The organism is Pseudomonas frederiksbergensis (assembly GCF_001874645.1).
GTDB classification, from domain to species: domain Bacteria; phylum Pseudomonadota; class Gammaproteobacteria; order Pseudomonadales; family Pseudomonadaceae; genus Aquipseudomonas; species Aquipseudomonas frederiksbergensis_B.
On the sequence record NZ_CP017886.1, the window covers coordinates 1,643,580 to 1,669,266 of the forward strand.

Here is a 25,687-nt window from a genome sequence, read left to right on the forward strand (position 1 = left end):
TGATCACGCGAGGCTATAGGTTCGGTATTTGCGAATCGGAATGCCTCATTTTCGCCCCAAAGACTTTGATATTTACCCATAAGCCACTGATGAATAAAGCAATTTCCGACTTGTCCTCCCACACCCCGATGATGCAGCAGTACTGGCGTCTGAAGAACCAGCACCCCGACCAGCTGATGTTCTACCGTATGGGCGACTTCTACGAGATCTTCTATGAAGACGCGAAGAAGGCCGCCAAATTGCTGGATATCACCCTGACCGCCCGTGGGCAATCAGCTGGGCAGGCGATTCCAATGTGCGGGATTCCTTACCACGCTGCGGAAGGTTACCTGGCGAAACTGGTCAAGCTCGGTGAATCGGTGGTGATCTGTGAGCAGGTCGGCGACCCGGCGACCAGCAAAGGCCCGGTGGATCGTCAGGTGGTTCGGATCATCACCCCCGGCACCGTCAGTGATGAAGCGCTGCTGGATGAACGTCGCGATAACCTGATCGCCGCCGTGTTGGGTGACGAACGTCTGTTCGGCCTGGCCGTGCTGGACATCACCAGCGGCAACTTCAGCGTGCTGGAGATCAAAGGCTGGGAAAACCTGCTGGCGGAGCTGGAGCGGGTCAATCCGGTCGAGCTGATGATTCCGGATGACTGGCCAAAAGACTTGCCGGCAGAGAAGCGTCGTGGCGTTCGTCGTCGTGCACCGTGGGATTTCGAACGTGATTCGGCGCTGAAAAGTCTTTGCCAGCAATTTTCCACCCAGGACCTCAAAGGTTTTGGCTGCGAGAACCTGACCCTGGCCATCGGTGCCGCCGGCTGCCTGTTGAGCTACGCCAAGGAAACCCAGCGCACCGCCCTGCCGCATTTGCGCAGCCTGCGTCATGAGCGCCTGGACGATACCGTGGTGCTGGACGGCGCAAGCCGTCGCAACCTGGAGCTGGACACCAACCTTGCCGGTGGCCGTGAGAACACCCTGCAATCGGTAGTCGACCGTTGCCAGACCGCCATGGGCAGCCGCTTGCTGACCCGCTGGCTGAACCGCCCACTGCGCGATTTGACCGTGCTGCTGGCACGCCAGACCTCGATCACCTGCCTGCTCGACGGATACCGCTTCGAGAAACTGCAACCGCAGCTGAAAGAAATCGGTGACATCGAGCGGATCCTGGCGCGTATTGGCCTGCGTAACGCTCGTCCTCGTGACCTGGCTCGCCTGCGCGACGCCCTCGGCGCCCTGCCAGAACTGCAAGTGGCGATGACCGAGCTTGAGGCGCCACACCTGAACCAACTGGCCGTGACCACCAGCACTTATCCCGAGCTGGCCGCCCTGCTGGAAAAAGCCATCATCGACAACCCACCCGCGGTGATCCGTGACGGCGGCGTGTTGAAAACCGGTTACGACGCTGAGCTAGACGAGCTGCAATCGCTGAGTGAAAACGCCGGGCAATTCCTGATCGACCTCGAAGCCCGCGAGAAGGCTCGTACCGGCCTGGCCAACCTGAAAGTCGGCTACAACCGGATTCACGGTTACTTCATCGAACTGCCAAGCAAACAGGCAGAACAGGCGCCGGCCGATTACATCCGCCGCCAGACCCTCAAAGGTGCCGAGCGCTTTATCACGCCTGAGCTCAAAGCCTTCGAAGACAAGGCGCTGTCGGCCAAGAGCCGTGCGCTGGCCCGCGAGAAGATGCTTTACGAAGCCTTGCTCGAAGACCTGATCGACCAACTGCCACCGCTGCAGGACACCGCCGCGGCACTGGCCGAGCTGGATGTCTTGAGCAACCTGGCCGAGCGCGCGCTGAACCTTGACCTGAACTGCCCACGGTTCGTCAGCGAGCCTTGCATGCGTATCAGCCAGGGTCGTCACCCGGTGGTCGAACAAGTATTGACCACGCCGTTCGTGGCCAACGACCTGGGCCTGGACGACAGCACACGGATGCTGGTGATTACCGGTCCGAATATGGGCGGTAAATCCACTTACATGCGGCAAACGGCACTGATTGTGCTGCTGGCGCATATCGGCAGCTTCGTGCCGGCCGCCAGTTGCGAATTATCGCTGGTGGACCGGATCTTCACCCGGATCGGCTCCAGCGATGACCTGGCCGGTGGCCGTTCGACCTTCATGGTCGAGATGAGCGAAACCGCGAACATCTTGCACAACGCCACCGAACGCAGCCTGGTGCTGATGGACGAAGTCGGCCGCGGCACCAGCACCTTCGACGGCCTGTCGCTGGCCTGGGCAGCAGCCGAGCGTTTGGCTCAGCTGCGCGCCTACACACTGTTCGCCACCCACTACTTCGAGCTGACAGTACTGCCGGAAAGCCAGCCGCTGGTGGCCAACGTCCACCTCAACGCCACCGAACACAACGAGCGCATCGTATTCCTCCACCACGTACTGCCTGGCCCTGCCAGCCAGAGCTACGGATTGGCGGTTGCGCAACTGGCCGGCGTACCCACCGAGGTAATCGTGCGGGCTCGCGAGCATCTGGGTCGCCTGGAAGCCACGGCGCTGCCTCACGAAACTGCGAAACCAACCAAAGGCAAACTGGCCGCACCGCAACAGAGCGATATGTTCGCCAGCTTGCCGCATCCGGTGCTGGATGAACTGGCAAAACTCGATCTGGATGACCTGACGCCGCGTCGCGCACTCGAAATGCTCTATACACTGAAGACACGGATCTAACGCAGATGCCTGCAAGCTGTTAGAATCTCGCGCGGTTTGGGATGCTGCAGGCTTAGCCTGCTTGCAGACTATCGCTCCCAAACCTGGCGACCCCACCGTGAAGGGGCGCAGCAAGCCGCGCCTGAGGAGAGAATTAGAAATGACCTTCGTCGTCACCGACAACTGCATCAAGTGCAAGTACACCGACTGCGTAGAAGTGTGTCCGGTGGACTGCTTTTACGAAGGCCCGAACTTCCTGGTGATTCACCCGGATGAGTGCATTGACTGCGCCCTGTGCGAGCCAGAATGCCCTGCTGTGGCCATCTTCTCTGAAGACGAAGTCCCGGATGAGATGAAGGAATTTATTCAGCTGAACGTTGATCTGGCCGAGATCTGGCCCAACATCACTGAGAAGAAAGATCCGCTGCCAGACGCGGCAGAGTTTGATGGCGTCAAAGGCAAGATCAAAGACCTCGTTCGCTGATCATCGCTGCGCTCTCGAAAAGGCCCTTGCGGGCCTTTTTTGTTTTTAAGATCAAAAGATCGCAGCCTTCGGCAGCTCCTACATGGTTTTGTATACATCCGTAGGAGCTGGCGAAGCCTGCGATCTTTTGACTTTTCTGCGGGCAAAAAAAGGGGCGGTATGACCCGCCCACATTTTTTCCCTATTCCCTGTGTTCCTTTTCATCGTCCTGATGAATCACGTCCCTGCGATGTTCCTTGACCATCGTCCTTGATGGCTGTGTCTATCCGTCGACACAGGGCTGATATTAAAGAGTTCCCCGACAAGAGCAATCATCTGCCACGGGTAAGCCTGGGTGAAACGGAATGTTTAACTATAAAAAATGTCATTATAAATCAATTAGTTATTTAATTTAGCCACCAAAGATAGACGACCACTACCCGGTAGAAAAACCGAACACTTACGAAAGAGTAAGCCATGGCTTACGCCAACCTGCGAAAGCGTCCGAATAACTCTTACAAAGCTTAAACAGCACATTGATAGGCGAATAACAAAAAGCCCCGAAACAGACGGGGCTTTTTGTTATCGGGCAAACGCGTTCCAGTTACTGGAATAGCGACTCGCTCGAAAGGCCATTCTTCTCAAGGATTTCACGCAAGCGTTTCAGACCTTCAACCTGAATCTGTCTGACCCGTTCACGGGTCAGGCCAATTTCCAGGCCTACGTCTTCCAGCGTACTGCTCTCGTGGCCGCGCAGACCGAAGCGGCGGATCACCACCTCGCGCTGTTTGTCCGTCAGCTCCGAGAGCCACTGATCGATGCTCTGCGACAGGTCATCATCCTGAAGCAGCTCACAAGGATCAGTAGGGCGGTCATCGGTGAGGGTGTCCAGCAGGGTTTTATCCGAATCCGGACCCAACGAGACGTCGACCGAAGAAACCCGCTCGTTCAGGCCCAGCATGCGCTTGACCTCTCCCACCGGTTTTTCCAGCAGGTTGGCGATTTCTTCGGGTGAGGGTTCATGATCGAGCTTTTGCGTCAGCTCCCGTGCTGCCCGAAGGTAGACGTTGAGCTCTTTGACCACATGAATCGGCAGCCGGATGGTCCGGGTCTGATTCATGATCGCACGCTCGATGGTCTGACGGATCCACCAGGTAGCGTAGGTCGAAAAGCGGAAGCCGCGCTCCGGGTCGAACTTTTCCACTGCCCGGATCAGCCCGAGGTTACCCTCTTCGATCAGGTCAAGCAGCGACAGTCCACGATTGACGTAGCGTCGGGCGATTTTCACCACCAGTCGCAGGTTGCTTTCAATCATGCGTTTGCGCCCAGCCGGATCGCCACTTTGCGACAGGCGCGCAAAATGAACTTCTTCTTCCGGCGACAACAAGGGGGAAAAGCCGATTTCGTTGAGGTACAGCTGAGTCGCATCGAGTGCTCGGGTGTAGTCGATGTACTTATGCTGCTTGAGTGTTGCGGAGTGTCTGGATTTGGCGCGAACTGAAGGCGTAGCTGATCCTTCATTCGACATCTCATCCGATGCGACGTCGGCCTCCATCAGGAGAACCTCATCGTCGATGTCAAACTCCGGCACTTCTTTACTGAGAGCCATTGTTATAGTCCTTTGGTGAGTTCGACCTCAAGCTCAAGCGGCGCCTTTATCCTTGGCAGCGCTGGAGCCTGTTCCCTCTACGTGACGGAACAGGCTGGTAACAAATCAACGACGTGGCAGGAATTGCAGCGGATCTACAGGTTTACCTTGTCGGCGAATCTCAAAATGCAGTTTCACCCGGTCTGTACCCGTTGACCCCATTTCGGCAATTGTCTGTCCGACTTTGACCTGCTGCCCCTCCCGAACCAACAGCCTGCGGTTGTGACCGTAGGCACTGACGTAGGTATCGCTGTGTTTGATGATGACCAATTCGCCGTAGCCCCGCAAGCCACTCCCGGCGTAAACCACCGTCCCATCAGACGCGGCTAAAACAGGCTGTCCCAAATCCCCGGCGATATCAATTCCTTTATTCAAACTACCGTTTGAAGAGAATTTTCCAATCAAAATGCCGTTAGATGGCCATCCCCAGCCTGTCGGCGCAGGCCCTGCAGGAGGCAGTGGCGCAGGCGCTGGCTTGTTTGCGACGGACGGTGCAGCCGTCTCTTTGGCAGGGCTAGCACCGGATGCCGGACGCCGGGTGACGGTAAATTTGCTCGAAGAAGAATCGGTTGCTCCGGACTGGGTCACCACCTCAGTCGGCGTTGAGCCGGAACGCCCATCGAAGCGAATCGTCTGACCTGGATGGATTGTGTAAGGCGTAGGAATGTTGTTGCGTGCCGCCAGGGCCTTGTAATCCCAGCCGTAGCGAAAGGCGATCGAGAACAGCGTATCGCCGCGACGGACCACGTATTGGCCGGTGGTTACTGCGGGGCGTTGGGCCGCCGCGTTATTACGATCGACCACTCGCACATCGCTTGAACGCGTGCTGGAGCAACCGACCAACAAGGAACTCAAGACAAGGCCAGTCACCAGGCGCTGAAAGCTTGTTGTACCGATACGCTGCGCAATGACTGTGAGACTCACCCGCCGCTCCCTTTGTGGTGGTTGAAGATAAAAATCGCCGTATTCAGGCATGAAATGTCGCCAGTATAACTGGCCGTTCGGGCTTTACCGACGGCAAAGCAAAATCGACACACGCAAACGTTTACTGATCGCTGTTCAATCGCGTTTAACCGATCAATGCCGCTGTAAGACCCAGGTAATCAAACAGAATTCAACGTCTTTAAATAAATGCTTAAGCCAGTGGCCCATGGAGCAATGGCACAAAGCGTACCCCGCCCAAAACGCGTCTGGAAAAGCCTTGTTCTTCACGGATGATCAACATCAATTGCTGAACCTCCCCTGAACCAACCGGAATCACCAGCCGCCCACCTGGCGCTAACTGATCCAGTAACGCCTGAGGCACATCGGTCGCCACCGCAGTGACGATAATGCCGTTGTACGGCGCCAGCGCCGGCCAGCCTTCCCAACCGTCGCCCCACCGAAACACCACGTTGCGCAGGTTCAACTCGACCAGGCGCTCCTTGGCGCGATCCTGCAAAACCTTGATGCGCTCGACGGAAAACACCCGCTCGACCAATTGCGACAACACTGCCGTCTGGTAACCGGACCCGGTGCCGATCTCCAGCACTTTATCCAGAGGACCGGCCTCCAACAGCAGTTCGCTCATGCAAGCCACCATATAGGGCTGCGAAATGGTCTGGTTATGGCCGATCGGTAACGCCGTGTCTTCATAGGCACGGTGCGCCAGGGCTTCATCGACAAACAGATGACGTGGTGTACGACGGATCACCTCCAACACCTGGGCGTTGGACAGACCTTCCTCATACAGACGCTGGATCAGCCGTTCGCGTGTGCGCTGGGAGGTCATCCCGATACCACGACGCAGCATATCGTCTTGTTCACGAGCCATCAGCGCAGCCCCTCCAGCCAGCCATCAAGACTTCTAAAGGCATCATTGAAGGTGCGATCGAGTTGCAGCGGGGTGATCGAGACATAACCCTGCATCACCGCATGGAAATCCGTGCCCGGCCCGCCATCTTCCGCATCGCCGGCCGCGGCAATCCAGTAGCCGGACTTGCCACGCGGGTCAACCACCTTCATCGGCGCAGCAGCACGGGCGCGGTGGCCCAGGCGGGTCAGCTGGATGCCTCGAATGTGATCCAGAGGCAGATTGGGAATGTTCACGTTCAGCACCGTACGCGGTGGCAATTCAAGCTCGGCATGAGCCTCTACCAGTTTGCGCGCAAAGTAGGCCGCCGTCGGCAAGTTTTCCACTTGCCGCGATACCAGCGAAAAGGCAAAGGATGGCAGCGCAAGGAAACGCCCTTCGAGCGCCGCCGCGACCGTGCCGGAATACAGCACATCGTCGCCCAGGTTGGCCCCCAGGTTAATCCCGGAAACCACCATATCCGGCTCGCGCTCCAGCAAACCGTTGAGGCCCAGGTGCACGCAATCGGTGGGCGTACCATTAAGGCTGATAAAGCCATTGGCCAGCGTTTGCGGATGCAACGGACGGTCGAGCGTCAGCGAACTGCTGGCGCCGCTTTTGTCCTGGTCAGGGGCGATAACCACGCACTCGGTGTAATCCGCCAGCGCAGCATGAAGCGCAGCGAGACCGGGTGCTGCTACCCCATCGTCGTTAGAAATCAGAATACGCATGGGCTATCCGTCTGCCCCACCGGCACCAGATCGACGAGTTCACGCACCAATACGGTGGCGAAGCATCCGGCCGGAAGGACGAATTCCAGTTGCAGAATGTCAGGCTCGGGATAATGCCACGTCAACCCGCCAATGGGCAGCCGGAGGATACGACGTTCATGGCTCATTCCAGCGTTTATCAACCAATCGCGCAGATCCGCTTCGCGTGCCGCGACCTGTTGCTCAAGTTCATGAGTCGCACCGCTCGCGGGTGACTCGCCCTCGCCCCACTGCGGCCCGGTCGGATGCAGGTCAAGGATCGCCAGACGCGGGTCGCTGCATTCGGCCTCACCTGCCGGGAAGAAGCTGCGGCTGTCGGTGAAGGCCAGCAAGTCACCCACCTGGGCGCACTGCCAACTGCCATCGGCGACTCGCGCCGCCAACACCTGATTGAACAGAAAGCTGCGCGCGGTAGAAAGCAGGCGTGAACGCACGTTGCGCTGCTCCGGCAAGGCTTTGCGGGCTGCCCAGTCACGAGCATCCACCACGTTGCCGCCGTTATGGCCGAAACGCTGCGCGCCGAAGTAGTTGGGAATGCCTTGTTTGGCGATCAGTTGCAGACGCGCGTCAATCGCGTCCTTGTCGCCAGCAAACTGGGTCAAGCGCAAGGTAAAGCCATTGGCCGAATGCGCGCCGCGCTGCAGCTTGCGTTTATGCCGTGCGGTCTTGAGGATTTTCAGTGTGTCGTTTTCTGCCGCGGACAAGTCAGGATCGGCCTTGCCGGGCAATTGCACGCTGAACCACTGGCGGGTCAGTGCCTGGCGATCTTTCAACCCGGCATAACTGACGGTGCGCAATGGCACGCCGGCAGCCTTGGCAATCCGCCGGGCCGCCTCTTCAGTGTTCAGACCGCGTTTTTCCACCCAGATCCACAGGTGTTCGCCTTCGCCGGTCAGTGGAATGTCGAGGACTTCATCGACCTGAAAATCTTCCGCAATGGCTTTCAGTACAGCTGTACCGAGGGCTTCACCGTAAGCACGAGGGCCGAGCAATTGCAGTTCATTCATGCGCGCAGCAACAAGGCAACGGAGTGCACGGCAATGCCTTCTTCGCGACCGACAAAGCCAAGCTTTTCGGTGGTGGTAGCTTTCACGTTCACTTGATCCAACTCAACTTGAAGATCCGCGGCAATCAGCGCGCGCATCGATTCGATATGCGGGGCCATTTTCGGCGCCTGGGCAACGATGGTGTTATCGACATTGCCGACCTTCCAGCCCTTGGCGTGGATCAGTGCAACAACGTGACGCAACAGTACGCGGCTGTCTGCGCCTTTGAATTGCGGGTCGGTGTCCGGGAAGTGTTTACCGATATCACCCAGCGCCGCTGCGCCGAGCAAGGCATCGCTCAACGAGTGCAGCAAGACGTCGCCGTCGGAATGGGCGAGCAGCCCGAAGCTGTGTGCAATCCGCACACCGCCCAGAGTGATGAAATCGCCTTCAGCGAAACGGTGCACATCATAGCCGTGGCCAATACGCATAAAAAAACGCCCCGATTTAGTCAGGGCGTGATTCTACCTGCTTTAGGCGCCTAGAGCGTGTGCGTGATGTCGCAAGTGATCATCAATAAAGCTGGCGATAAAGAAATAGCTGTGGTCGTAGCCCGGTTGCAGACGCAAGGTCAGCGGATGGCCGGCCAGTTTCGCCGCCTGCTGCAGCGCTTCGGGTTTGAGCTGAGTGGCGAGGAAGTCATCCCTATCGCCTTGATCCACCAGCAACGGCAGCTTTTCGCTGGCCTCGCTGATCAGCACGCTGGCATCCCACTCGCGCCACTTCGAACGCTCTTCACCCAGGTAGCGCGAAAACGCCTTCTGACCCCACGGGCAATCCATCGGATTGTTGATGGGCGCGAAAGCCGACACCGACTGATACCGCCCAGGGTTACGCAAGGCACAGACCAACGCGCCGTGCCCCCCCATGGAATGGCCGCTGACGCCGCGCTTATCCGATGCCGGAAAGTGCGCTTCGACCAACGCAGGCAATTCCTGCACCACGTAGTCATGCATCCGATAGTGCTTGGACCATGGCTCCTGCGTGGCATTCAGATAAAACCCGGCACCCAGGCCGAAATCCCATGCGCCATCCGGATCGCCCGGAACATCGGCGCCTCGCGGGCTGGTGTCCGGCGCGACGATGATCAACCCCAACTCGGCCGCCATGCGCAGGGCGCCGGCCTTGTGCATGAAGTTCTCGTCGGTGCAGGTCAATCCCGACAACCAGTACAACACCGGCAGTTTTCCGCCCTGCTCCGCTTGCGGCGGCAGGTACACGGCAAACACCATGTCGCAGCCCAGCACTTGCGAATGATGCTTGTAGCGTTTATGCCAGCCACCGAAGCTCTTCTGGCATGAGAGATTTTCCAGACTCATGGCCGACCTCAGAAATGGATGACAGAGCGGATGCTTTTGCCTTCATGCATCAGGTCAAATGCCTTGTTGATGTCTTCCAGGCCCATGGTGTGGGTGATGAAAGTGTCCAACGGGATTTCTCCGGTCTGAGCCATTTCCACGTAGCTTGGCAACTCGGTGCGACCGCGCACGCCGCCGAATGCCGAACCGCGCCAGACGCGGCCGGTCACCAACTGGAACGGACGGGTGGAGATTTCTTGGCCAGCACCGGCAACACCGATGATCACCGACTCACCCCAACCCTTGTGGCAACACTCCAGCGCCGCACGCATCAACTGCACATTGCCGATGCATTCGAAGGAAAAGTCGACGCCGCCGTCAGTCATGTCGACGATCACCTCCTGAATCGGACGGTCGAAGTCTTTCGGGTTCACGCAATCGGTGGCGCCCAACTGCTTGGCGATTTCGAACTTGGCCGGATTGATGTCGATCGCGATGATTCGCCCGGCTTTGGCTTTGACCGCGCCGATGACGGCGGACAGGCCAATGCCGCCCAGACCAAAAATGGCCACGGTATCGCCCGGCTTGACCTTGGCGGTGTTGATGACAGCGCCAATGCCGGTGGTGACGCCGCAGCCCAGCAGGCAGACTTTTTCCAGTGGCGCTTCTTTAGGAATCTTCGCGACGGAAATTTCCGGCAACACGGTGTATTCGGAGAAGGTCGACGTGCCCATGTAGTGGAAAATCGGCTGACCTTTGTAGGAGAAGCGCGTGGTGCCGTCTGGCATCAGGCCTTTGCCTTGGGTCGCACGGATGGCCTGGCAGAGGTTGGTCTTGCCCGACTTGCAGAACTTGCACTGGCCGCATTCAGGGGTGTACAGCGGAATCACGTGATCGCCCACCGCGACCGAGGTCACACCTTCGCCGATGGCTTCGACAATCGCGCCACCTTCGTGGCCGAGGATCGACGGGAAGATGCCTTCCGGGTCGGCGCCAGACAGGGTGTAGGCGTCGGTATGGCAAACGCCGGACGCGACCACACGCAACAGGACTTCACCCGCCTTGGGCATGGCGACATCGACTTCAACGATCTCAAGGGGTTTCTTGGCCTCGAAGGCAACGGCGGCGCGCGACTTGATCATCCTGACTCTCCAGCGAATAAAAACGAGACAGCGAGTGTAAATCACCACCAGACGATGAATAATCCAGCCAAAAGCAAAACATTATTGCCGCACAGGGATAATCTTCATGTCCGAGAACCGCTGGGAAGGCATCGATGAGTTCGTTGCCGTCGCCGAATGCAGCCAGTTCACGGCTGCCGCCGAACGCCTTGGGGTTTCGTCTTCGCACATCAGTCGACAAATCGTACGCCTTGAAGAGCGTCTGCAAACCCGTCTGCTCTATCGCAGTACCCGCCGGGTAACGCTGACCGAAGCCGGGCAAACGTTCCTGCAACACTGCCAACGCCTGCAAGACGGACGCGAAGAAGCCTTGCGCGCCGTCGGCGACCTGACCAGCGAACCCAAAGGCATGCTGCGCATGACCTGTGCAGTGGCATACGGCGAGCGTTTCATCGTGCCGTTGGTGACCAGTTTCATGGGGCTTTATCCACAATTGCGGGTCGATATCGAGTTGAGCAACCGCCCACTCGATCTGGTGCACGAAGGCCTGGACCTGGCGATCCGGCTTGGCCGCCTGCAAGACTCACGACTGGTGGCCACGCGCCTGGCACCACGGCGCATGTACTTGTGCGCCTCGCCGTCCTACCTGGAACGTTATGGCCGACCACACAGTTTGTCCGAGCTGAGTCGGCACAACTGCCTGATCGGCAGCTCGGATATCTGGCAACTGGAGCAGGACGGCAGAGAGTTTTCCCAGCGGGTACAAGGCAATTGGCGCTGCAACAGTGGGCAAGCAGTACTCGATGCAGCGCTACAAGGCGTCGGATTGTGTCAGCTACCGGACTATTACGTGCTGGAACACCTGAACAGCGGCGCACTGGTGTCGTTGTTGGATCCTCATCAACCGCCGAACACTGCCGTGTGGGCGCTGTATCCACAGCAACGGCATCTGTCACCGAAGGTGCGCAAGCTGGTGGACTACTTAAAGGAAGGGTTGGCAAAAAGGCCGGAATACCGCGCTTGATCAAAAGATCAAAAGATCGCAGCCTTCGGCAGCTCCTACGGACATCACCCCCCACAATGAAGTGACGCGCCCCCACCACTCAACAGGCCGAGCGTTAGCTCGCCTGCCGCTTTTGATCTTGATCCACCCGCCCCTTCGGCAGGCCGAGCGCAGGTGTTCATCAGGGGGTGGGCGCGCAGCGCCGTACGGCGCAGCCGGACACATCGAGAGGAGGTCGTCGCGCAGCAGACCGTAGGCGATGCCCCCTGATGGACACCGGAGAGAGGGAACGCAGAGCCTAAGCGAGGTGCCGTACGCTTGGGGCGAGCGTTTTTTTGCTTACTTTTTTTAGGCGCTTGTAAAAAAAGTGAGGCGCCGTAAGGGCGGAACCCTAAGCGGCCGTTACCGCAGCAACGGATATGTACACCTGCAAAAGATAGGTCGGCTGTCAGGCCGCCATCGCGAGCAAGCCCCACATTAGTTGAGCAGTGCGACACAGGTATCAGTGGCGATTAGCCCAACGCTGACGCAGCCATTCAAGGTCTTCGGGGCGAGTGACTTTGAGGTTATCGGATCGCCCCTCGATCAAGCGCGGCGCCTGACCCGACCATTCCATCGCAGAGGCCTCATCGGTAACAGTCACATCAGCCACCAGACTGTCCGCCAACGCCCGATGCAAAGCACCAAGACGAAACATCTGCGGCGTGTACGCCTGCCAGATCAAACTGCGGTCAACGGTTTCAAGGACCCGACCGCGCTTGTCCACACGCTTGAGCGTGTCACGCGCAGGTACTGCGAGTAACCCGCCGACAGGATCGTCAGCCAATTCCGACAACAACTTGTCGAGATCGTCGCGGGTCAGGTTCGGTCGTGCAGCGTCGTGGACCAACACCCAGTCTTCATCGGCAGCCCCTTGCGCGTGCAAATGCAGCAACGCGTTAAGCACCGAACCCGAGCGCTCTTCACCACCGTCCACTCGTTGGATACGCGGATCGGTAGCACAAGCCAAGGTCGGCCAATAAGGATCATCAACTGCAAGACTGACCACCAGACCTTTCAAGGCTGGATGATCGAGGAAACAGCCAAGGCTGTGTTCGAGAATAGTGCGCCCGCCCAGTTGCAGATATTGCTTGGGACGGTCCGCGGCCATACGGGCACCGACGCCCGCGGCAGGAATCACGGCCCAGAAGGCCGGTAACGTGTGCATCATTGAGCCAACTGGTAAAGGGTTTCACCGTCCTTGACCATGCCCAACTCATGGCGAGCCCGTTCTTCAACGGTCTCCATGCCTTTTTTCAATTCACTGACCTCAGCGTCCATGACCCGATTGCGCTCCAGCAACGATTCGTTCTCAGCGTGCTGATCGGCAATCTGCTGAGTCAGCTCGGCCACTTGCGCCAGACTGCCATTCCCCACCCACAGGCGGTATTGCAGGCCAGCCAGCAGCAAGAGCAAGACAAGAAACAACCAGTAAGGACTGCGCATCGAATATCAGGTATCCAGTGAAAAAAGACAGCCATGCCAACTTTGAAGCTTCTGATAGCACGAAGCCTGGAAGAACCAGGCTCGTACTTATAAGGCATCAGATTAGTGGCAAAAACGTCGCTGTAGCGATTTTTCCGACACAATCCGGTGTCCTTTTATCATTTACCAATCAGCCGCGGAACTCGCTGCGACCGTTGTACTTGGCCTTAGCGCCCAATTGCTCTTCGATGCGCAGCAGTTGGTTGTATTTGGAAACGCGATCGGAACGGCACAGCGAACCGGTTTTGATCTGGCCTGCCGAGGTGCCCACAGCCAGGTCGGCAATGGTCGAGTCTTCGGTTTCGCCGGAACGGTGCGAGATCACGGCAGTGTAACCAGCGGCCTTGGCCATCTGGATCGCTTCCAGGGTTTCGGTCAGAGTACCGATCTGGTTGAACTTGATCAGGATCGAGTTGGCGATCTTCTTGTCGATGCCTTCTTTCAGGATCTTGGTGTTGGTCACGAACAGGTCGTCGCCCACCAGCTGGGTTTTTTCGCCGATCTTGTCGGTGAGGATTTTCCAGCCAGCCCAGTCGGACTCGTCCAGGCCATCTTCAATGGAGATGATCGGGTAACGTTCGGTCAGGCCTTTGAGGTAGTCGGCAAAGCCTTCGGCGGTGAACACCTGGCCTTCACCGGACAGGTTGTACTTGCCATCTTCGTAGAATTCGCTGGCCGCGCAGTCCAGAGCCAGGGTCACATCGGTGCCCAGTTTGTAGCCAGCATTGGCCACGGCTTCGGAGATCACTTTCAGTGCATCTTCGTTGGATGCCAGGTTCGGTGCGAAACCACCTTCGTCGCCCACCGCAGTGCTCAGGCCACGAGCCTTCAGCACAGCTTTGAGGTGATGGAAAATTTCGGTGCCCATGCGCAGACCTTCCGAGAAAGTCTTGGCGCCAACTGGCTGAACCATGAATTCCTGGATGTCGACGTTGTTATCGGCGTGCTCGCCACCGTTGATGATGTTCATCATCGGAACCGGCATCGAGTAAACACCCGGAGTACCGTTCAGGTTGGCGATGTGTGCGTACAGCGGCAGGTCCTGGTCGTGGGCAGCAGCTTTGGCAGCAGCCAGCGACACGGCGAGGATCGCGTTGGCGCCCAGGCTGCCTTTGTTCTCGGTACCGTCCAGCTCGATCATGATGCGGTCGAGGGCTTTCTGGTCAACCGGGTCTTTACCCAGCAGCGCGGTGCGAATCGGGCCATTGATGTTGGCCACGGCTTTCAGTACACCCTTGCCCAGGTAACGGCTCTTGTCGCCATCACGCAGCTCGAGCGCTTCACGCGAGCCGGTAGAAGCACCGGACGGCGCACAGGCGCTGCCGATGATGCCGTTATCGAGAAGCACGTCCGCTTCGACGGTGGGATTGCCACGGGAGTCGAGAACTTCACGACCTTTGATGTCGACGATTTTTGCCATTGTTGTAAACACTCCAGAGTTGACGAAAACGACGCAGCTGTAGGAAATTTTTTACCGTCGGCAAGTGATATGCAGCGGGCAGACTTGCGGACGATAAGGCTCAGGCCCGAGGGTCTGAGCCTTAAATCGTGCGGTACTTTACCGGAGAATTGAGGATTACGCGGTTTCTACCGTCGGAAAACTCTTCACCAGTTCGTCCAGAGCCTTGAGCTGAGCCAGGAATGGTTCCAGCTTGTCCAGACGCAAGGCGCAAGGGCCGTCGCATTTGGCATTGTCCGGGTCCGGATGGGCTTCCAGAAACAGACCCGCCAGCGACTGGCTCATGCCCGCCTTGGCCAGGTCAGTGACCTGGGCGCGGCGGCCGCCGGCAGAGTCGGAGCGACCACCCGGCATTTGCAGCGCGTGGGTCACGTCGAAGAACACCGGGTATTCGAACTGCTTCATGATGCCGAAGCCGAGCATGTCCACTACCAGGTTGTTGTAGCCGAAGCTCGACCCACGCTCGCAGAGGATCAACTGATCGTTGCCGGCCTCTTCGCATTTGCTCAGGATGTGTTTCATTTCCTGAGGGGCGAGGAACTGGGCTTTCTTGATGTTGATCACCGCGCCAGTCTTGGCCATCGCGACGACCAGATCGGTCTGGCGCGACAGAAAGGCCGGCAACTGGATGATGTCGCAGACTTCAGCAACCAACGCAGCCTGCTCAGGCTCATGGACATCGGTGATGATCGGCACGCCAAAGGCTTGCTTGATGTCCTGGAAAATCCGCATGCCTTCCTCGAGACCGGGGCCCCGATAGGAAGTTACCGACGAGCGGTTGGCCTTGTCGAAGCTGGCCTTGAACACGTAAGGGATACCGAGTTTCTCGGTGACCTTTACGTACTCTTCACAGACCTGCATCGCCATGTCACGGCTTTCCAGCACGTTCATGCCACCGAACAGCACCATCGGTTTGTCGTTGGCGATTTCGATGTTGCCTACGCGGATGATCTTTTGAGCCATCAGGTTCAAGCCTTCTTCTGGTGTTGAGCCAAAGCTGCTTTGACGAAACCGCTGAACAACGGATGACCGTCGCGCGGCGTCGAGGTGAACTCAGGGTGGAACTGGCAAGCAACAAACCATGGGTGGTTCGGCGCTTCAACCACTTCAACCAGCGCGCCGTCACCGGAACGACCGGAGATTTTCAGACCGGCTTCGGTCAGTTGCGGCAGCAGCTTGTTGTTCACTTCATAGCGATGACGATGACGCTCGACGATCACGTCCTTGGCGTAGCAATCGTGGACCAGGGAGCCGGCTTCAAGCAGGCAGTCCTGAGCACCCAGACGCATGGTGCCGCCCAGATCGGACGATTCGGTACGGGTTTCAACAGCGCCGGTGGCATCTTCCCACTCGGTGATCAGACCCACGACCGGGTGACCGCTGGCGCGATCGAATTCGGTGGAGTTGGCGTCTTTCCAGCCCAGCACGTTACGGGCGAACTCGATCACGGCGACTTGCATACCCAGGCAGATACCCAGGTACGGAACCTTGTTTTCGCGAGCGTATTGAACGGCGGTGATCTTGCCTTCCACGCCACGCAGACCGAAGCCGCCTGGAACCAGAATCGCATCAACGCCCTCAAGCAGCGCAGTGCCCTGGTTCTCGATGTCTTCGGAGTCGATGTAACGCAGGTTGACCTTGGTACGGTTGCTGATGCCGGCATGACTCATCGCTTCGATCAGCGACTTGTAGGCGTCCAGCAGCTCCATGTACTTGCCGACCATGGCGATGGTGACTTCGTGCTCCGGGTTGAGCTTGGCATCGACCACGGCTTCCCACTCGGACAGATCGGCACCACCACATTGCAGGCCGAAACGCTCGACGACAAAATCATCCAGGCCCTGGGAGTGCAGAATGCCCGGGATCTTGTAGATGGTGTCGGCGTCTTCGAGCGCGATGACCGCACGTTCTTCAACGTTGGTGAACTGCGCAATCTTGCGACGCGAAGAGATATCGATCGGGTGGTCGGAACGGCACACCAGCACGTCTGGCTGCAGGCCGATGGAGCGCAGTTCCTTGACCGAGTGCTGAGTCGGCTTGGTTTTGGTCTCACCGGCAGTGGCGATGTACGGCACCAGCGTCAGGTGCATCAGCATCGCGCGCTTGGCGCCGACTTCGAAACGCAATTGACGGATGGCTTCGAGGAACGGTTGGGATTCGATGTCACCCACGGTGCCACCGATCTCGACCATGGCCACGTCGGCATCGCCAGCGCCCTTGATGATGCGGCGCTTGATTTCGTCGGTGATGTGCGGAATCACCTGGATGGTTGCGCCCAGGTAATCACCACGGCGCTCTTTGCGCAGGACGTGCTCGTAGACACGGCCGGTGGTGAAGTTGTTGTTCTGGGTCATGGTCGTGCGGATGAACCGCTCGTAGTGGCCCAGGTCCAGGTCGGTTTCGGCGCCGTCGTGAGTGACGAACACTTCACCGTGCTGGAACGGGCTCATGGTGCCCGGGTCAACGTTGATGTACGGGTCCAGCTTGAGCATGGTGACCTTAAGTCCCCGCGCCTCCAGGATGGCCGCCAATGAAGCCGATGCAATGCCTTTCCCCAATGAAGAAACAACACCGCCCGTGACGAATATGTAGCGCGTCATGAAAAACCCTAGAAGTCTGCGTTAAAGCGGTCCGAGCCGCCGGGGAAAGCGAAGGAAGGCCGAAGCCCCCGATCACCTGCATTAATTACAGTGCATCTTTCAAAAAAACCGCCGCGTTGGGACAGACCGGAAGAAGAATCACCGGTACGTTGCTCGCTACACATTTTTTGGAATCGCCCAGCAAAGACTGCTTGGTAATCGGCAACTCCTGCAATTCAGGCGAATCCACAGAAGTTGTATCAAGAAGGGAGCGTAGTCTACCGGAAAGCCCCTTTCAGCTCAAACCTTGATCGTTGATCACTGGCTGCCACTGCAAAAGGCAGCTTCCCCCCGCGCTACCATCGAGCCCGCGCAGGTTTGCCACCGCGAGCAATTGTTCATTGCAGTAGAGCAGCGGCAATCTGCCACGGGCGAACTGCGGCAGGCCGCTTTCATTGAGCAAACGCTTAAGGTTCCGATGTCCCCGCCCAGGCACATGCATGACTTCACCGCCCTGCCGGTAGCGCACGCTTAACACACCGGCAGGAACGGTCCCACTGAAGGTCAACCGGCCGTTATTGGGCAGCAGCAGTGCCGCCGACGGATCAGACCAAAGCTGCGCTGGCTCGGGGAGGCTCAGCCAATGGCCGGTCAACCACCAGATTCGCCCGTTCGCACGATGCAATTCACCTTCTGCCAGACGCCAGATCGGCCGCGCATCCGTCGCTGCATCGCGCAAATTTTCCCAACCCGACCAATGGTCACTGTCGGGCATACGCGTCAACGGCGACAACCAGTGGCTGAGGGCATTGCGCTGGCGAGCGGCGGAAAGTTTTTCAAGCGCGGCCATTTCCAGAGACGGCACGCCCAACCAATCGAATTCGCTGACGGTTGTGGCGTGAGCCAGATCTATCTCGGCCAACTCATCGAGCAGACCCTGCGCCTCACTCAAGTGCGCGGCACTGCGGGCAATGGTGGTCACGGCCTGCGGCCAACGCTGAGTGAGCACTGGAAAAATCTGCAGGCGAAGGTAGTTACGAGAGAACTGCTGATCAACGTTCGAGGGATCTTCGATCCAGCTCAATTGATGTTCGGCGGCATAGGCTTCGAGCTCAGCCCTTGAGACGTCGAGCAACGGCCGCACCAAATACCCACGACCCAACGGACGCTGCGGCGGAATCGCCGACAATCCTTTCACCCCTGCCCCGCGCAGTAGACGAAACAACAAAGTTTCGGCCTGATCGTCGCGGTGCTGGGCCGTCAGTAGCACCCCATTGGTTTCGGTGACCTCGACAAAGGCGCCATACCGCGCCTCACGGGCCGCACGCTCAAGACTCGCACCAGGCAGGACCTGAACCCGAATAACCTGTAATGGCACACCCAGTGCGTCACACACCGACTGACAATGTCCCGGCCACGCATCAGCCGCAGCCTGAAGGCCGTGATGGATGTGAATAGCGTTGAGTTTGGGCAGGGAATGGCTTTTTGCGAGTTGCGCGAGAAGGTGCAGCAGAACGGTGGAGTCGAGACCACCGGAGAAGGCGACACGCCAGGTCGGCGCGGTGCGCCAGGGGGTCAACACCTGAAGCAGCTTCGCGGGCAAATCATTGCTGTTGCGCAAGTGGGTGAGCATTTTAATACCTTTGCCAGCGAGATCGCCAAGATCGCAGCCTGCGGCAGCTCCTACACGGTGTCATATGTAGGAGCTGCCGCAGGCTGCGATCTTTTAATCGGCAACCCCGGGCACAAGGTCAGCCGCGAATCAGAGACCGTAGCTCATCAGACGCTCGTAACGGCGCGCCAACAGCGCGTCGTTGTCGAACTTCTTCAGCATCGCCAGTTGCGAGCTCAGCTCGGCACGGATCGAGGCAGCAGCAGCGGCCGGATCACGGTGAGCGCCACCCACTGGCTCGCTGATCACTTTATCAACGATACCCAGGCCTTTCAGGCGCTCGGCGGTGATGCCCATGGCTTCAGCGGCATCCGGTGCCTTCTCGGCAGTTTTCCACAGAATCGAGGCGCAACCTTCCGGCGAGATCACCGCGTAGGTCGAGTACTGCAGCATGTTCAGCTGATCGCAAACGCCGATCGCCAGTGCACCACCGGAACCACCCTCACCGATCACGGTGGCGATGATTGGGGTTTTCAGGCGGGCCATGACACGCAGGTTCCAGGCAATCGCTTCGCTCTGGTTGCGCTCTTCAGCGTCGATGCCAGGGTATGCACCCGGGGTGTCGATGAAAGTCAGAATCGGCATTTTGAAACGCTCAGCCATTTCCATCAGACGGCAGGCCTTGCGGTAGCCCTCCGGGCGCGGCATGCCGAAGTTGCGGCGAACCTTCTCACGCACTTCACGGCCTTTCTGGTGGCCGATGATCATCACCGGCTGGTCGTCCAGACGGGCAACACCACCGACAATTGCAGCGTCGTCGGAGAAGTGACGGTCACCGTGCAATTCATCGAACTCGGTGAAGATGTGTTCGATGTAGTCCAGGGTGTACGGGCGACGCGGGTGACGCGCCAGCCGTGCAATCTGCCAACTGGTCAACTTGCCGAAGATGTCTTCGGTGAGCGTGCGGCTCTTGTCTTGCAGGCGGGAGATTTCATCGCCGATATTCAGCGAATTGTCATTACCGACCAAGCGCAACTCTTCGATCTTGGCTTGCAGGTCGGCGATCGGCTGTTCGAAATCAAGAAAATTCGGGTTCATAGGCGTCCGTCTTGGGTCGACGTCCAAGAGAGCTTGGGCCGGCCGGTTGTCTATTCGCGCCCTACCTTAAGGGACAGGCGCGTTCAGGTCGAGATTAAAAATGGGGTCGAGATCAGGCCACGCTCTAAATGGTAAAGAATGGCACCTGACCGTCAACGGTATTGGAGGAAGACGTTGTCTCGCCCGAACTGGTCACGCAGGGCTTGAATCAAGGCATCCGCCGGATCGATTCGCCAGGTCTCGCCGAACTGCAACAAGGCCTTGGCGTCAGGGCTGGTGTACTCCATGGTAATCGGGCACGCGCCGCGGTGACGCTTGAACAACTCGCCCAGCCAGCGTAACTGATCACCTTTCAAATCCTGGGTCTGGACCTTCAAGCGCAGGCTTTCGGCCAGGTTGGTGCGCGCATCTTCCATGCTCATCACCCGCTTGACCCGCAAGCGCAGGCCACCGGAGAAGTCGTCATTGCTGACTTCGCCTTCGACCACCACCATCGCGTCGGTCTGCAACAGCGACTGCGCGGAATGGAACGCCTCGGCAAACAGCGACGCTTCGATCCGTCCCGAGCGGTCGTCGAGGGTGATGAAGCCCATCTTGTCGCCCTTTTTGTTTTTCATCACCCGCAAGGCGATGATCATGCCGGCGACTGTCTGTGTATCACGCGCCGGTTTCAGATCGATGATGCGTTGACGGGCAAAGCGGCGGATTTCACCTTCGTATTCATCAATCGGGTGACCGGTCAGATACAGCCCCAGAGTATCTTTCTCACCCTTCAGGCGCTCCTTGAGCGTCAGCTCCTTGGCCTTGCGGTGATTGGCGTAGACGTCGGCGTCTTCTTCGACAAACAGGCCGCCAAACAGGTCAGCGTGACCACTGTCGTGAGTCCGTGCAGTCTGCTCGGCCGCCTTGATCGCTTCTTCCATGGCCGTCAGCAAGACCGCTCGATTGCGGTCGATATTGGCCTGATAGGCTTTAGGCTCATCATGGAAATACGGGCCAAGTCGGTCCAGCGCACCACTGCGGATCAACCCGTCGAGGGTCCGCTTGTTGATGCGTTTGAGGTCGACCCGGGCGCAAAAATCGAACAGATCCTTGAACGGCCCTTCCTGACGCGCTTCAGTAATCGCTTCAACCGGCCCTTCGCCAACCCCCTTGATTGCCCCCAGACCGTAAATAATGCGGCCTTCGTCGTTCACCGTGAACTTGAACTCCGAGGTGTTCACGTCCGGCGCGTCGAGGCGCAGCTTCATGGTCCGCACTTCTTCGATCAAGGTCACGACCTTGTCGGTGTTGTGCATATCCGCCGACAGTACCGCGGCCATGAACGGCGCCGGGTAGTGAGCTTTCAGCCAGGCCGTCTGGTACGACACCAGGCCATAGGCGGCGGAGTGAGATTTGTTGAAGCCATAACCGGCGAATTTCTCTACCAGGTCGAAGATGTTGCCGGCCAGGTCGGCATCGATATTATTGGTCGCGCAACCCTCAATGAAACCGCCGCGCTGCTTGGCCATTTCTTCGGGCTTTTTCTTACCCATGGCCCGACGCAGCATGTCCGCACCACCGAGGGTGTAACCGGCCATGACCTGAGCAATCTGCATCACCTGTTCCTGATACAGGATGATGCCGTAGGTCGGCGCCAATACCGGCTTGAGGCCTTCGTACTGGTAGTCCGAGTGCGGGTACGCCAGTTCGGCACGACCGTGCTTACGGTTGATGAAGTCATCCACCATGCCCGATTGCAGCGGGCCCGGACGGAACAATGCCACCAGTGCGATCAAGTCTTCCAGACAGTCGGGCTTGAGCTTTTTGATCAACTCTTTCATACCGCGCGACTCGAGCTGGAACACCGCGGTGGTTTCAGCTTTTTGCAGCAATTGGTACGTCGGCTTGTCATCCAGTGGGATGAAGGCGATGTCCAGCGGCGGCTGGTCGACCTTGGCGCGGTCACGGTTGATGGTCTTCAGCGCCCAGTCGATAATGGTCAGGGTTCGCAGACCCAGGAAGTCGAACTTCACCAGACCAGCAGCCTCGACGTCGTCCTTGTCGAACTGGGTGACCAGGCCGCCGCCCTCTTCGTCGCAATAGATCGGCGAGAAGTCGGTCAGCTTGGTCGGCGCGATAACCACACCACCGGCGTGCTTGCCGACGTTACGCACAACGCCTTCAAGCTTGCGTGCCATCTCCCAGATTTCTGCGGCCTCTTCATCAACCTTGATGAAGTCCCGGAGGATTTCTTCCTGTTCGTAGGCTTTTTCCAGGGTCATGCCGACTTCGAAGGGGATCATCTTCGACAGACGATCCGCCAGTCCGTAGGACTTGCCCTGGACCCGCGCCACGTCACGGACCACGGCCTTGGCGGCCATGGAACCGAAGGTGATGATCTGGCTGACCGCGTTGCGGCCGTATTTTTCGGCCACGTAGTCGATCACCCGGTCGCGACCGTCCATGCAGAAGTCGACGTCGAAGTCGGGCATGGAAACCCGTTCCGGGTTAAGGAAACGTTCGAACAGCAGGTCATATTCCAGCGGGTCGAGGTCGGTGATCTTCTGCACATAGGCCACCAGTGACCCGGCACCCGACCCACGGCCAGGCCCCACCGGTACGCCGTTGCTCTTGGCCCACTGGATAAAGTCCATAACGATCAGGAAGTAACCGGGGAACCCCATCTGGATGATGATATCCAGCTCGAAATTCAACCGATCAACGTAGACCTGACGCTTGGCATCGTAATCCTCGGTAGTGTCCTTGGGCAGCAGAACACTCAAACGCTCTTCCAGGCCGTCGAAGGAGACTTTGCGGAAATACTCGTCGATGGTCATGCCATCGGGAATCGGGAAGTTGGGCAGGAAGTGTTTGCCGAGCTTCACATCGATATTGCAGCGCTTGGCGATCTCGACAGTGTTTTCCAGCGCTTCCGGCAAATCGCTGAACAACTCAGCCATTTCCTCGGCGCTTTTGAGGTACTGCTGATCACTGTAGTTCTTCGAACGGCGCGGATCGTCGAGCGCCCGCCCCTCACCGATGCAAACGCGGGTTTCGTGAGCTTCGAAGTCTTCGCGCTTGATGAAGCGCACATCGTTGGTCGCCACCAGCGGCGCGCCGATCTTGTCGGCCAGGCCCACGGCGGCGTGCAGTTGTTCTTCGTCGTTTGGGCGGTTAGTGCGCTGAACTTCCAGATAGAAACGATCCGGGAACACCGCCATCCACTCACGGGCCAGAGTCTCGGCCTCGTCCGGATTGCCACTGAGCAAGGCAATGCCAATCTCGCCCTCTTTCGCCGCCGAGAGCATGATCAAGCCTTCGCTCGCCTCGGCCACCCACTCGCGCTCGATGATGATCTGGCCATTGCGCTGGCCGTCGATGAAGCCGCGCGAAATCAACTCGGTGAGGTTGCGGTAGCCTACGGCGTTCATCGCCAGGAAGCTGATCCGGCTCAGCGGGTTATCGGGGTCCTTGTTCGACAGCCACAGGTCGGCGCCACAGATCGGTTTGATCCCGGCGCCCATGGCGTTTTTGTAGAACTTGACCAGGGAACACATGTTGTTCTGGTCGGTGACCGCCACGGCAGGCATGTTCATGCCGACCAGGGTCTTGACCAGCGGCTTGATCCGCACCAGACCGTCGACCAGGGAATATTCAGTGTGCAGGCGTAGGTGAATGAATGAAGCCGGCATAGTGATCCTGTAGGAAGCTTTTAAACGACAAGGCCCGGAAATCCGGTACTTTAAAGCGACTGCGCTTGGTAATCCTGCGCTCGTTACGCTTTAAAGCACCGGATTGTACCGGGCCCGGAGCAAAACATCAGCCTGTCGACTAAACCTCAGTCAGGCCTTCACGCGCCTCATAAGCGAGGCGCACCGGAGCGAACGAACGACGGTGAATCGGTGTCGGCCCCAGTCGGGCCAAGGCCTCCAGATGAACGGGCGTCGGGTAGCCTTTGTGGCCGCCGATACCGTAACCCGGGTAAATCAATTCGAATGCCGCCATTTCGCGATCACGGCTGACTTTCGCCAGAATCGATGCCGCTGCGATGGCCGGGACCTTGCTATCGCCTTTAACCACCGCTTCAGCCGGCATGGCCAGTTTCGGGCAGCGGTTACCGTCGATCATCGCCAGCTTCGGCGTGATGTGCAGACCTTCGACGGCACGCTGCATGGCCAGCATGGTGGCGTGCAGAATATTCAGCTCATCGATTTCTTCGACTTCGGCACGTGCAACGCACCAGCTCAGGGCTTTCTCGCAAATTTCGTCGTAGAGCTTTTCACGGCGTGCTTCGGTGAGCTTCTTCGAGTCATTGAGACCCAGGATCGGCCGGTTCGGATCGAGGATTACCGCCGCCGTCACCACTGCGCCGCAGAGCGGGCCACGACCCACCTCATCGACACCGGCGACCAGGTCCTCGGCGTCTGCGACGAGGGTAAAATCCAGGCCCATTTGCATCTTTCCGCTACTCATTGAGGTGTGCCGATCAGATTGAGGACGGCTTCGGCGGCCTGGTTCGAGGCGTCGAGGCGCAAGGTCCGGTGAATCTGGTCAAAACCGGTGGTTTGCTCTTCACCGCCATCGATCAACGGCGACAGCGTCAGCGCCAATGCCTCGGGGGTCGCATCGTCTTGCAGCAATTCGGGCACCAGCAGACGCTGAGCCAGCAAGTTCGGCAAGGAGATGTAAGGGCTTTTCACCATGCGCTTGAGAATCCAGAACGTCAGCGGCGCCAAGCGGTAAGCCACAACCATCGGCCGCTTGTACAACAGGGCTTCCAGCGTCGCGGTTCCCGAAGCAATCAGCACCGCATCGCAAGCAGCCAGTGCCTGATGGGAACGACCATCAAGCAAGGTCACCGGCAAATCGCGGCCAGCCAACAGTTCTTCGAGCTGCACACGGCGTTCGGGGCTGGCGCATGGCATGACGAACCGAACGCCGGGGCGCATGGCCCGCAAACGCTCGGCGGTGTCGAGGAACAAGGCACCCAGGCGCCCAACCTCCCCCCCCCGACTGCCGGGCATCAGCGCAACCAACGGGCTGCCTTCTGGCAATCCCAGCTCGGCGCGCGCAGCTGAGCGGTCAGCCTCAAGAGGAATCGCGTCGGCCAGGGAGTGACCGACAAACCGCACCGGTACGCCTTTCTCTTCGTAGAATTTGGCTTCGAACGGGAACAGCGTGAGCATCAGATCGCAGCCTTCGCGAATCTTCAGCACGCGCTTTTGACGCCACGCCCAAACCGACGGGCTGACGTAATGCACGGTCTTGATCCCGGCCTGGCGCAGTTTGAGTTCGATGTTAAGGGTGAAATCCGGAGCGTCGATGCCGATGAAAACATCCGGCTTTTCGGCTATGAGGGTCGCGATCAGCTTTTTGCGGCGGGCCAACAACTCGCGCAATCGACCGAGCACCTCGACCAGGCCCATGACCGCCAAGCGCTCCATCGGGAAGTAAGAGGTCAAGCCTTCAGCCTGCATCAGCGGACCGCCGACGCCGATGAACTCAACCGCAGGATGCTGTGCCTTGAGCGCACGCATCAGACCCGCGCCCAAAATATCGCCGGAGGCTTCGCCCGCCACCAGCGCAATACGCAGACTGGCCATGA

At 58.6% G+C, this 25,687-nt stretch carries 21 protein-coding genes; 3 read left to right on the forward strand and 18 right to left on the reverse strand.

Annotated elements, in window-relative coordinates:
- Nucleotides 1-101 precede the first annotated feature (101 nt).
- Both mutS and fdxA read left to right on the forward strand, forming a co-directional pair.
- Complete coding sequence (gene mutS / locus BLL42_RS08250) at nt 102-2,669, forward strand: DNA mismatch repair protein MutS (protein WP_167368557.1); 2,568 nt, start codon at nt 102-104, stop codon at nt 2,667-2,669.
- 139 nt (nt 2,670-2,808) lie between these two features.
- On the forward strand, nt 2,809-3,132 hold the full coding sequence (gene fdxA, locus BLL42_RS08255) for a ferredoxin FdxA (protein ID WP_071551614.1): 324 nt from the start codon (nt 2,809-2,811) through the stop codon (nt 3,130-3,132).
- A 583-nt stretch (nt 3,133-3,715) separates the two neighbouring features.
- On the opposite strand, the gene rpoS is transcribed toward fdxA, so the two are convergent.
- From rpoS to BLL42_RS08295, 8 genes are all read right to left on the reverse strand, one after another.
- Nucleotides 3,716-4,720 (reverse strand): RNA polymerase sigma factor RpoS, encoded by a 1,005-nt coding sequence (gene rpoS / locus BLL42_RS08260; RefSeq protein ID WP_071551615.1) that lies wholly within the window; start codon nt 4,718-4,720, stop codon nt 3,716-3,718.
- A gap of 105 nt (nt 4,721-4,825) precedes the next feature.
- Nucleotides 4,826-5,683 carry a peptidoglycan DD-metalloendopeptidase family protein gene (locus BLL42_RS08265; RefSeq protein ID WP_071551616.1) on the reverse strand — a complete coding sequence of 286 codons (858 nt, stop codon included), beginning with the start codon at nt 5,681-5,683 and terminating at the stop codon, nt 4,826-4,828.
- A 211-nt stretch (nt 5,684-5,894) separates the two neighbouring features.
- Nucleotides 5,895-6,530 carry a protein-L-isoaspartate(D-aspartate) O-methyltransferase gene (locus BLL42_RS08270; protein WP_174553351.1) on the reverse strand — a complete coding sequence of 212 codons (636 nt, stop codon included), beginning with the start codon at nt 6,528-6,530 and terminating at the stop codon, nt 5,895-5,897.
- A gap of 41 nt (nt 6,531-6,571) precedes the next feature.
- The gene (gene surE, locus BLL42_RS08275; protein WP_071551618.1) at nt 6,572-7,321 is read right to left on the reverse strand and encodes a 5'/3'-nucleotidase SurE; all 750 of its coding nucleotides are present in this window, start codon (nt 7,319-7,321) and stop codon (nt 6,572-6,574) included.
- Nucleotides 7,309-8,367 carry a tRNA pseudouridine(13) synthase TruD gene (truD, locus tag BLL42_RS08280; protein WP_071551619.1) on the reverse strand — a complete coding sequence of 353 codons (1,059 nt, stop codon included), beginning with the start codon at nt 8,365-8,367 and terminating at the stop codon, nt 7,309-7,311. The genes surE and truD overlap by 13 nt, the downstream gene beginning before the upstream one ends.
- A complete protein-coding gene (gene ispF, locus BLL42_RS08285) occupies nt 8,364-8,837 on the reverse strand; it encodes a 2-C-methyl-D-erythritol 2,4-cyclodiphosphate synthase (RefSeq protein ID WP_071551620.1) in 474 nt (157 codons plus the stop codon). Before ispF ends, truD begins: the two co-directional genes overlap by 4 nt.
- 42 nt (nt 8,838-8,879) lie before the next feature.
- Nucleotides 8,880-9,725, reverse strand: a complete 846-nt coding sequence (fghA, locus tag BLL42_RS08290; protein WP_071551621.1) for an S-formylglutathione hydrolase — start codon at nt 9,723-9,725, stop codon at nt 8,880-8,882.
- Nucleotides 9,726-9,733: 8 nt separating this feature from the next.
- On the reverse strand, nt 9,734-10,846 hold the full coding sequence (locus tag BLL42_RS08295) for an S-(hydroxymethyl)glutathione dehydrogenase/class III alcohol dehydrogenase (protein WP_071551622.1): 1,113 nt from the start codon (nt 10,844-10,846) through the stop codon (nt 9,734-9,736).
- Between the two features lie 106 nt (nt 10,847-10,952).
- Between BLL42_RS08295 and BLL42_RS08300 the strand changes: the two genes are divergently transcribed.
- Nucleotides 10,953-11,849 (forward strand): LysR substrate-binding domain-containing protein, encoded by an 897-nt coding sequence (locus BLL42_RS08300; protein ID WP_071551623.1) that lies wholly within the window; start codon nt 10,953-10,955, stop codon nt 11,847-11,849.
- A 481-nt stretch (nt 11,850-12,330) separates the two neighbouring features.
- Here the strand turns inward: BLL42_RS08300 and ispD are convergent, their stop codons facing one another.
- The 10 genes from ispD to lpxB all read right to left on the reverse strand — a co-directional run bounded on the left by ispD (nt 12,331) and on the right by lpxB (nt 25,685).
- Nucleotides 12,331-13,038 (reverse strand): 2-C-methyl-D-erythritol 4-phosphate cytidylyltransferase, encoded by a 708-nt coding sequence (ispD, locus tag BLL42_RS08305; RefSeq protein WP_071551624.1) that lies wholly within the window; start codon nt 13,036-13,038, stop codon nt 12,331-12,333.
- Entirely contained in the window at nt 13,035-13,313 is a 279-nt protein-coding gene (gene ftsB / locus BLL42_RS08310; protein ID WP_019692104.1) for a cell division protein FtsB, read from the reverse strand. Before ftsB ends, ispD begins: the two co-directional genes overlap by 4 nt.
- 169 nt (nt 13,314-13,482) lie before the next feature.
- The gene (gene eno, locus BLL42_RS08315) at nt 13,483-14,772 is read right to left on the reverse strand and encodes a phosphopyruvate hydratase (protein ID WP_071551625.1); all 1,290 of its coding nucleotides are present in this window, start codon (nt 14,770-14,772) and stop codon (nt 13,483-13,485) included.
- Nucleotides 14,773-14,928: 156 nt separating this feature from the next.
- A complete protein-coding gene (gene kdsA, locus BLL42_RS08320; protein WP_071551626.1) occupies nt 14,929-15,774 on the reverse strand; it encodes a 3-deoxy-8-phosphooctulonate synthase in 846 nt (281 codons plus the stop codon).
- Nucleotides 15,775-15,779: 5 nt separating this feature from the next.
- On the reverse strand, nt 15,780-17,411 hold the full coding sequence (gene pyrG, locus BLL42_RS08325) for a CTP synthase (protein WP_071551627.1): 1,632 nt from the start codon (nt 17,409-17,411) through the stop codon (nt 15,780-15,782).
- Between the two features lie 274 nt (nt 17,412-17,685).
- A complete protein-coding gene (gene tilS, locus BLL42_RS08330) occupies nt 17,686-19,023 on the reverse strand; it encodes a tRNA lysidine(34) synthetase TilS (protein ID WP_071551628.1) in 1,338 nt (445 codons plus the stop codon).
- Between the two features lie 129 nt (nt 19,024-19,152).
- A complete protein-coding gene (locus BLL42_RS08335) occupies nt 19,153-20,100 on the reverse strand; it encodes an acetyl-CoA carboxylase carboxyltransferase subunit alpha (protein WP_071551629.1) in 948 nt (315 codons plus the stop codon).
- Nucleotides 20,101-20,252: 152 nt separating this feature from the next.
- Nucleotides 20,253-23,774 (reverse strand): DNA polymerase III subunit alpha, encoded by a 3,522-nt coding sequence (gene dnaE, locus BLL42_RS08340; RefSeq protein ID WP_071551630.1) that lies wholly within the window; start codon nt 23,772-23,774, stop codon nt 20,253-20,255.
- Between the two features lie 139 nt (nt 23,775-23,913).
- Entirely contained in the window at nt 23,914-24,540 is a 627-nt protein-coding gene (gene rnhB / locus BLL42_RS08345; RefSeq protein WP_071551631.1) for a ribonuclease HII, read from the reverse strand.
- An 11-nt stretch (nt 24,541-24,551) separates the two neighbouring features.
- On the reverse strand, nt 24,552-25,685 hold the full coding sequence (lpxB, locus tag BLL42_RS08350; protein WP_071551632.1) for a lipid-A-disaccharide synthase: 1,134 nt from the start codon (nt 25,683-25,685) through the stop codon (nt 24,552-24,554).
- Nucleotides 25,686-25,687 lie beyond the last annotated feature (2 nt).

What these genes read in the sequence shown, in the direction of transcription:
- fdxA (WP_071551614.1), top strand. Translation starts at nt 2,809, where the DNA reads ATGACCTTCGTCGTCACCGACAACTGCATCAAGTGCAAGTACACCGAC.
- rpoS (WP_071551615.1), bottom strand. Translation starts at nt 4,720, where the DNA reads ATGGCTCTCAGTAAAGAAGTGCCGGAGTTTGACATCGACGATGAGGTT.
- BLL42_RS08270 (WP_174553351.1), bottom strand. Translation starts at nt 6,530, where the DNA reads ATGACCTCCCAGCGCACACGCGAACGGCTGATCCAGCGTCTGTATGAG.
- surE (WP_071551618.1), bottom strand. Translation starts at nt 7,321, where the DNA reads ATGCGTATTCTGATTTCTAACGACGATGGGGTAGCAGCACCCGGTCTC.
- truD (WP_071551619.1), bottom strand. Translation starts at nt 8,367, where the DNA reads ATGAATGAACTGCAATTGCTCGGCCCTCGTGCTTACGGTGAAGCCCTC.
- ispF (WP_071551620.1), bottom strand. Translation starts at nt 8,837, where the DNA reads ATGCGTATTGGCCACGGCTATGATGTGCACCGTTTCGCTGAAGGCGAT.
- fghA (WP_071551621.1), bottom strand. Translation starts at nt 9,725, where the DNA reads ATGAGTCTGGAAAATCTCTCATGCCAGAAGAGCTTCGGTGGCTGGCAT.
- BLL42_RS08295 (WP_071551622.1), bottom strand. Translation starts at nt 10,846, where the DNA reads ATGATCAAGTCGCGCGCCGCCGTTGCCTTCGAGGCCAAGAAACCCCTT.
- BLL42_RS08300 (WP_071551623.1), top strand. Translation starts at nt 10,953, where the DNA reads ATGTCCGAGAACCGCTGGGAAGGCATCGATGAGTTCGTTGCCGTCGCC.
- ispD (WP_071551624.1), bottom strand. Translation starts at nt 13,038, where the DNA reads ATGATGCACACGTTACCGGCCTTCTGGGCCGTGATTCCTGCCGCGGGC.
- ftsB (WP_019692104.1), bottom strand. Translation starts at nt 13,313, where the DNA reads ATGCGCAGTCCTTACTGGTTGTTTCTTGTCTTGCTCTTGCTGCTGGCT.
- eno (WP_071551625.1), bottom strand. Translation starts at nt 14,772, where the DNA reads ATGGCAAAAATCGTCGACATCAAAGGTCGTGAAGTTCTCGACTCCCGT.
- kdsA (WP_071551626.1), bottom strand. Translation starts at nt 15,774, where the DNA reads ATGGCTCAAAAGATCATCCGCGTAGGCAACATCGAAATCGCCAACGAC.
- pyrG (WP_071551627.1), bottom strand. Translation starts at nt 17,411, where the DNA reads ATGACGCGCTACATATTCGTCACGGGCGGTGTTGTTTCTTCATTGGGG.
- tilS (WP_071551628.1), bottom strand. Translation starts at nt 19,023, where the DNA reads ATGCTCACCCACTTGCGCAACAGCAATGATTTGCCCGCGAAGCTGCTT.
- BLL42_RS08335 (WP_071551629.1), bottom strand. Translation starts at nt 20,100, where the DNA reads ATGAACCCGAATTTTCTTGATTTCGAACAGCCGATCGCCGACCTGCAA.
- dnaE (WP_071551630.1), bottom strand. Translation starts at nt 23,774, where the DNA reads ATGCCGGCTTCATTCATTCACCTACGCCTGCACACTGAATATTCCCTG.
- rnhB (WP_071551631.1), bottom strand. Translation starts at nt 24,540, where the DNA reads ATGCAAATGGGCCTGGATTTTACCCTCGTCGCAGACGCCGAGGACCTG.
- lpxB (WP_071551632.1), bottom strand. Translation starts at nt 25,685, where the DNA reads ATGGCCAGTCTGCGTATTGCGCTGGTGGCGGGCGAAGCCTCCGGCGAT.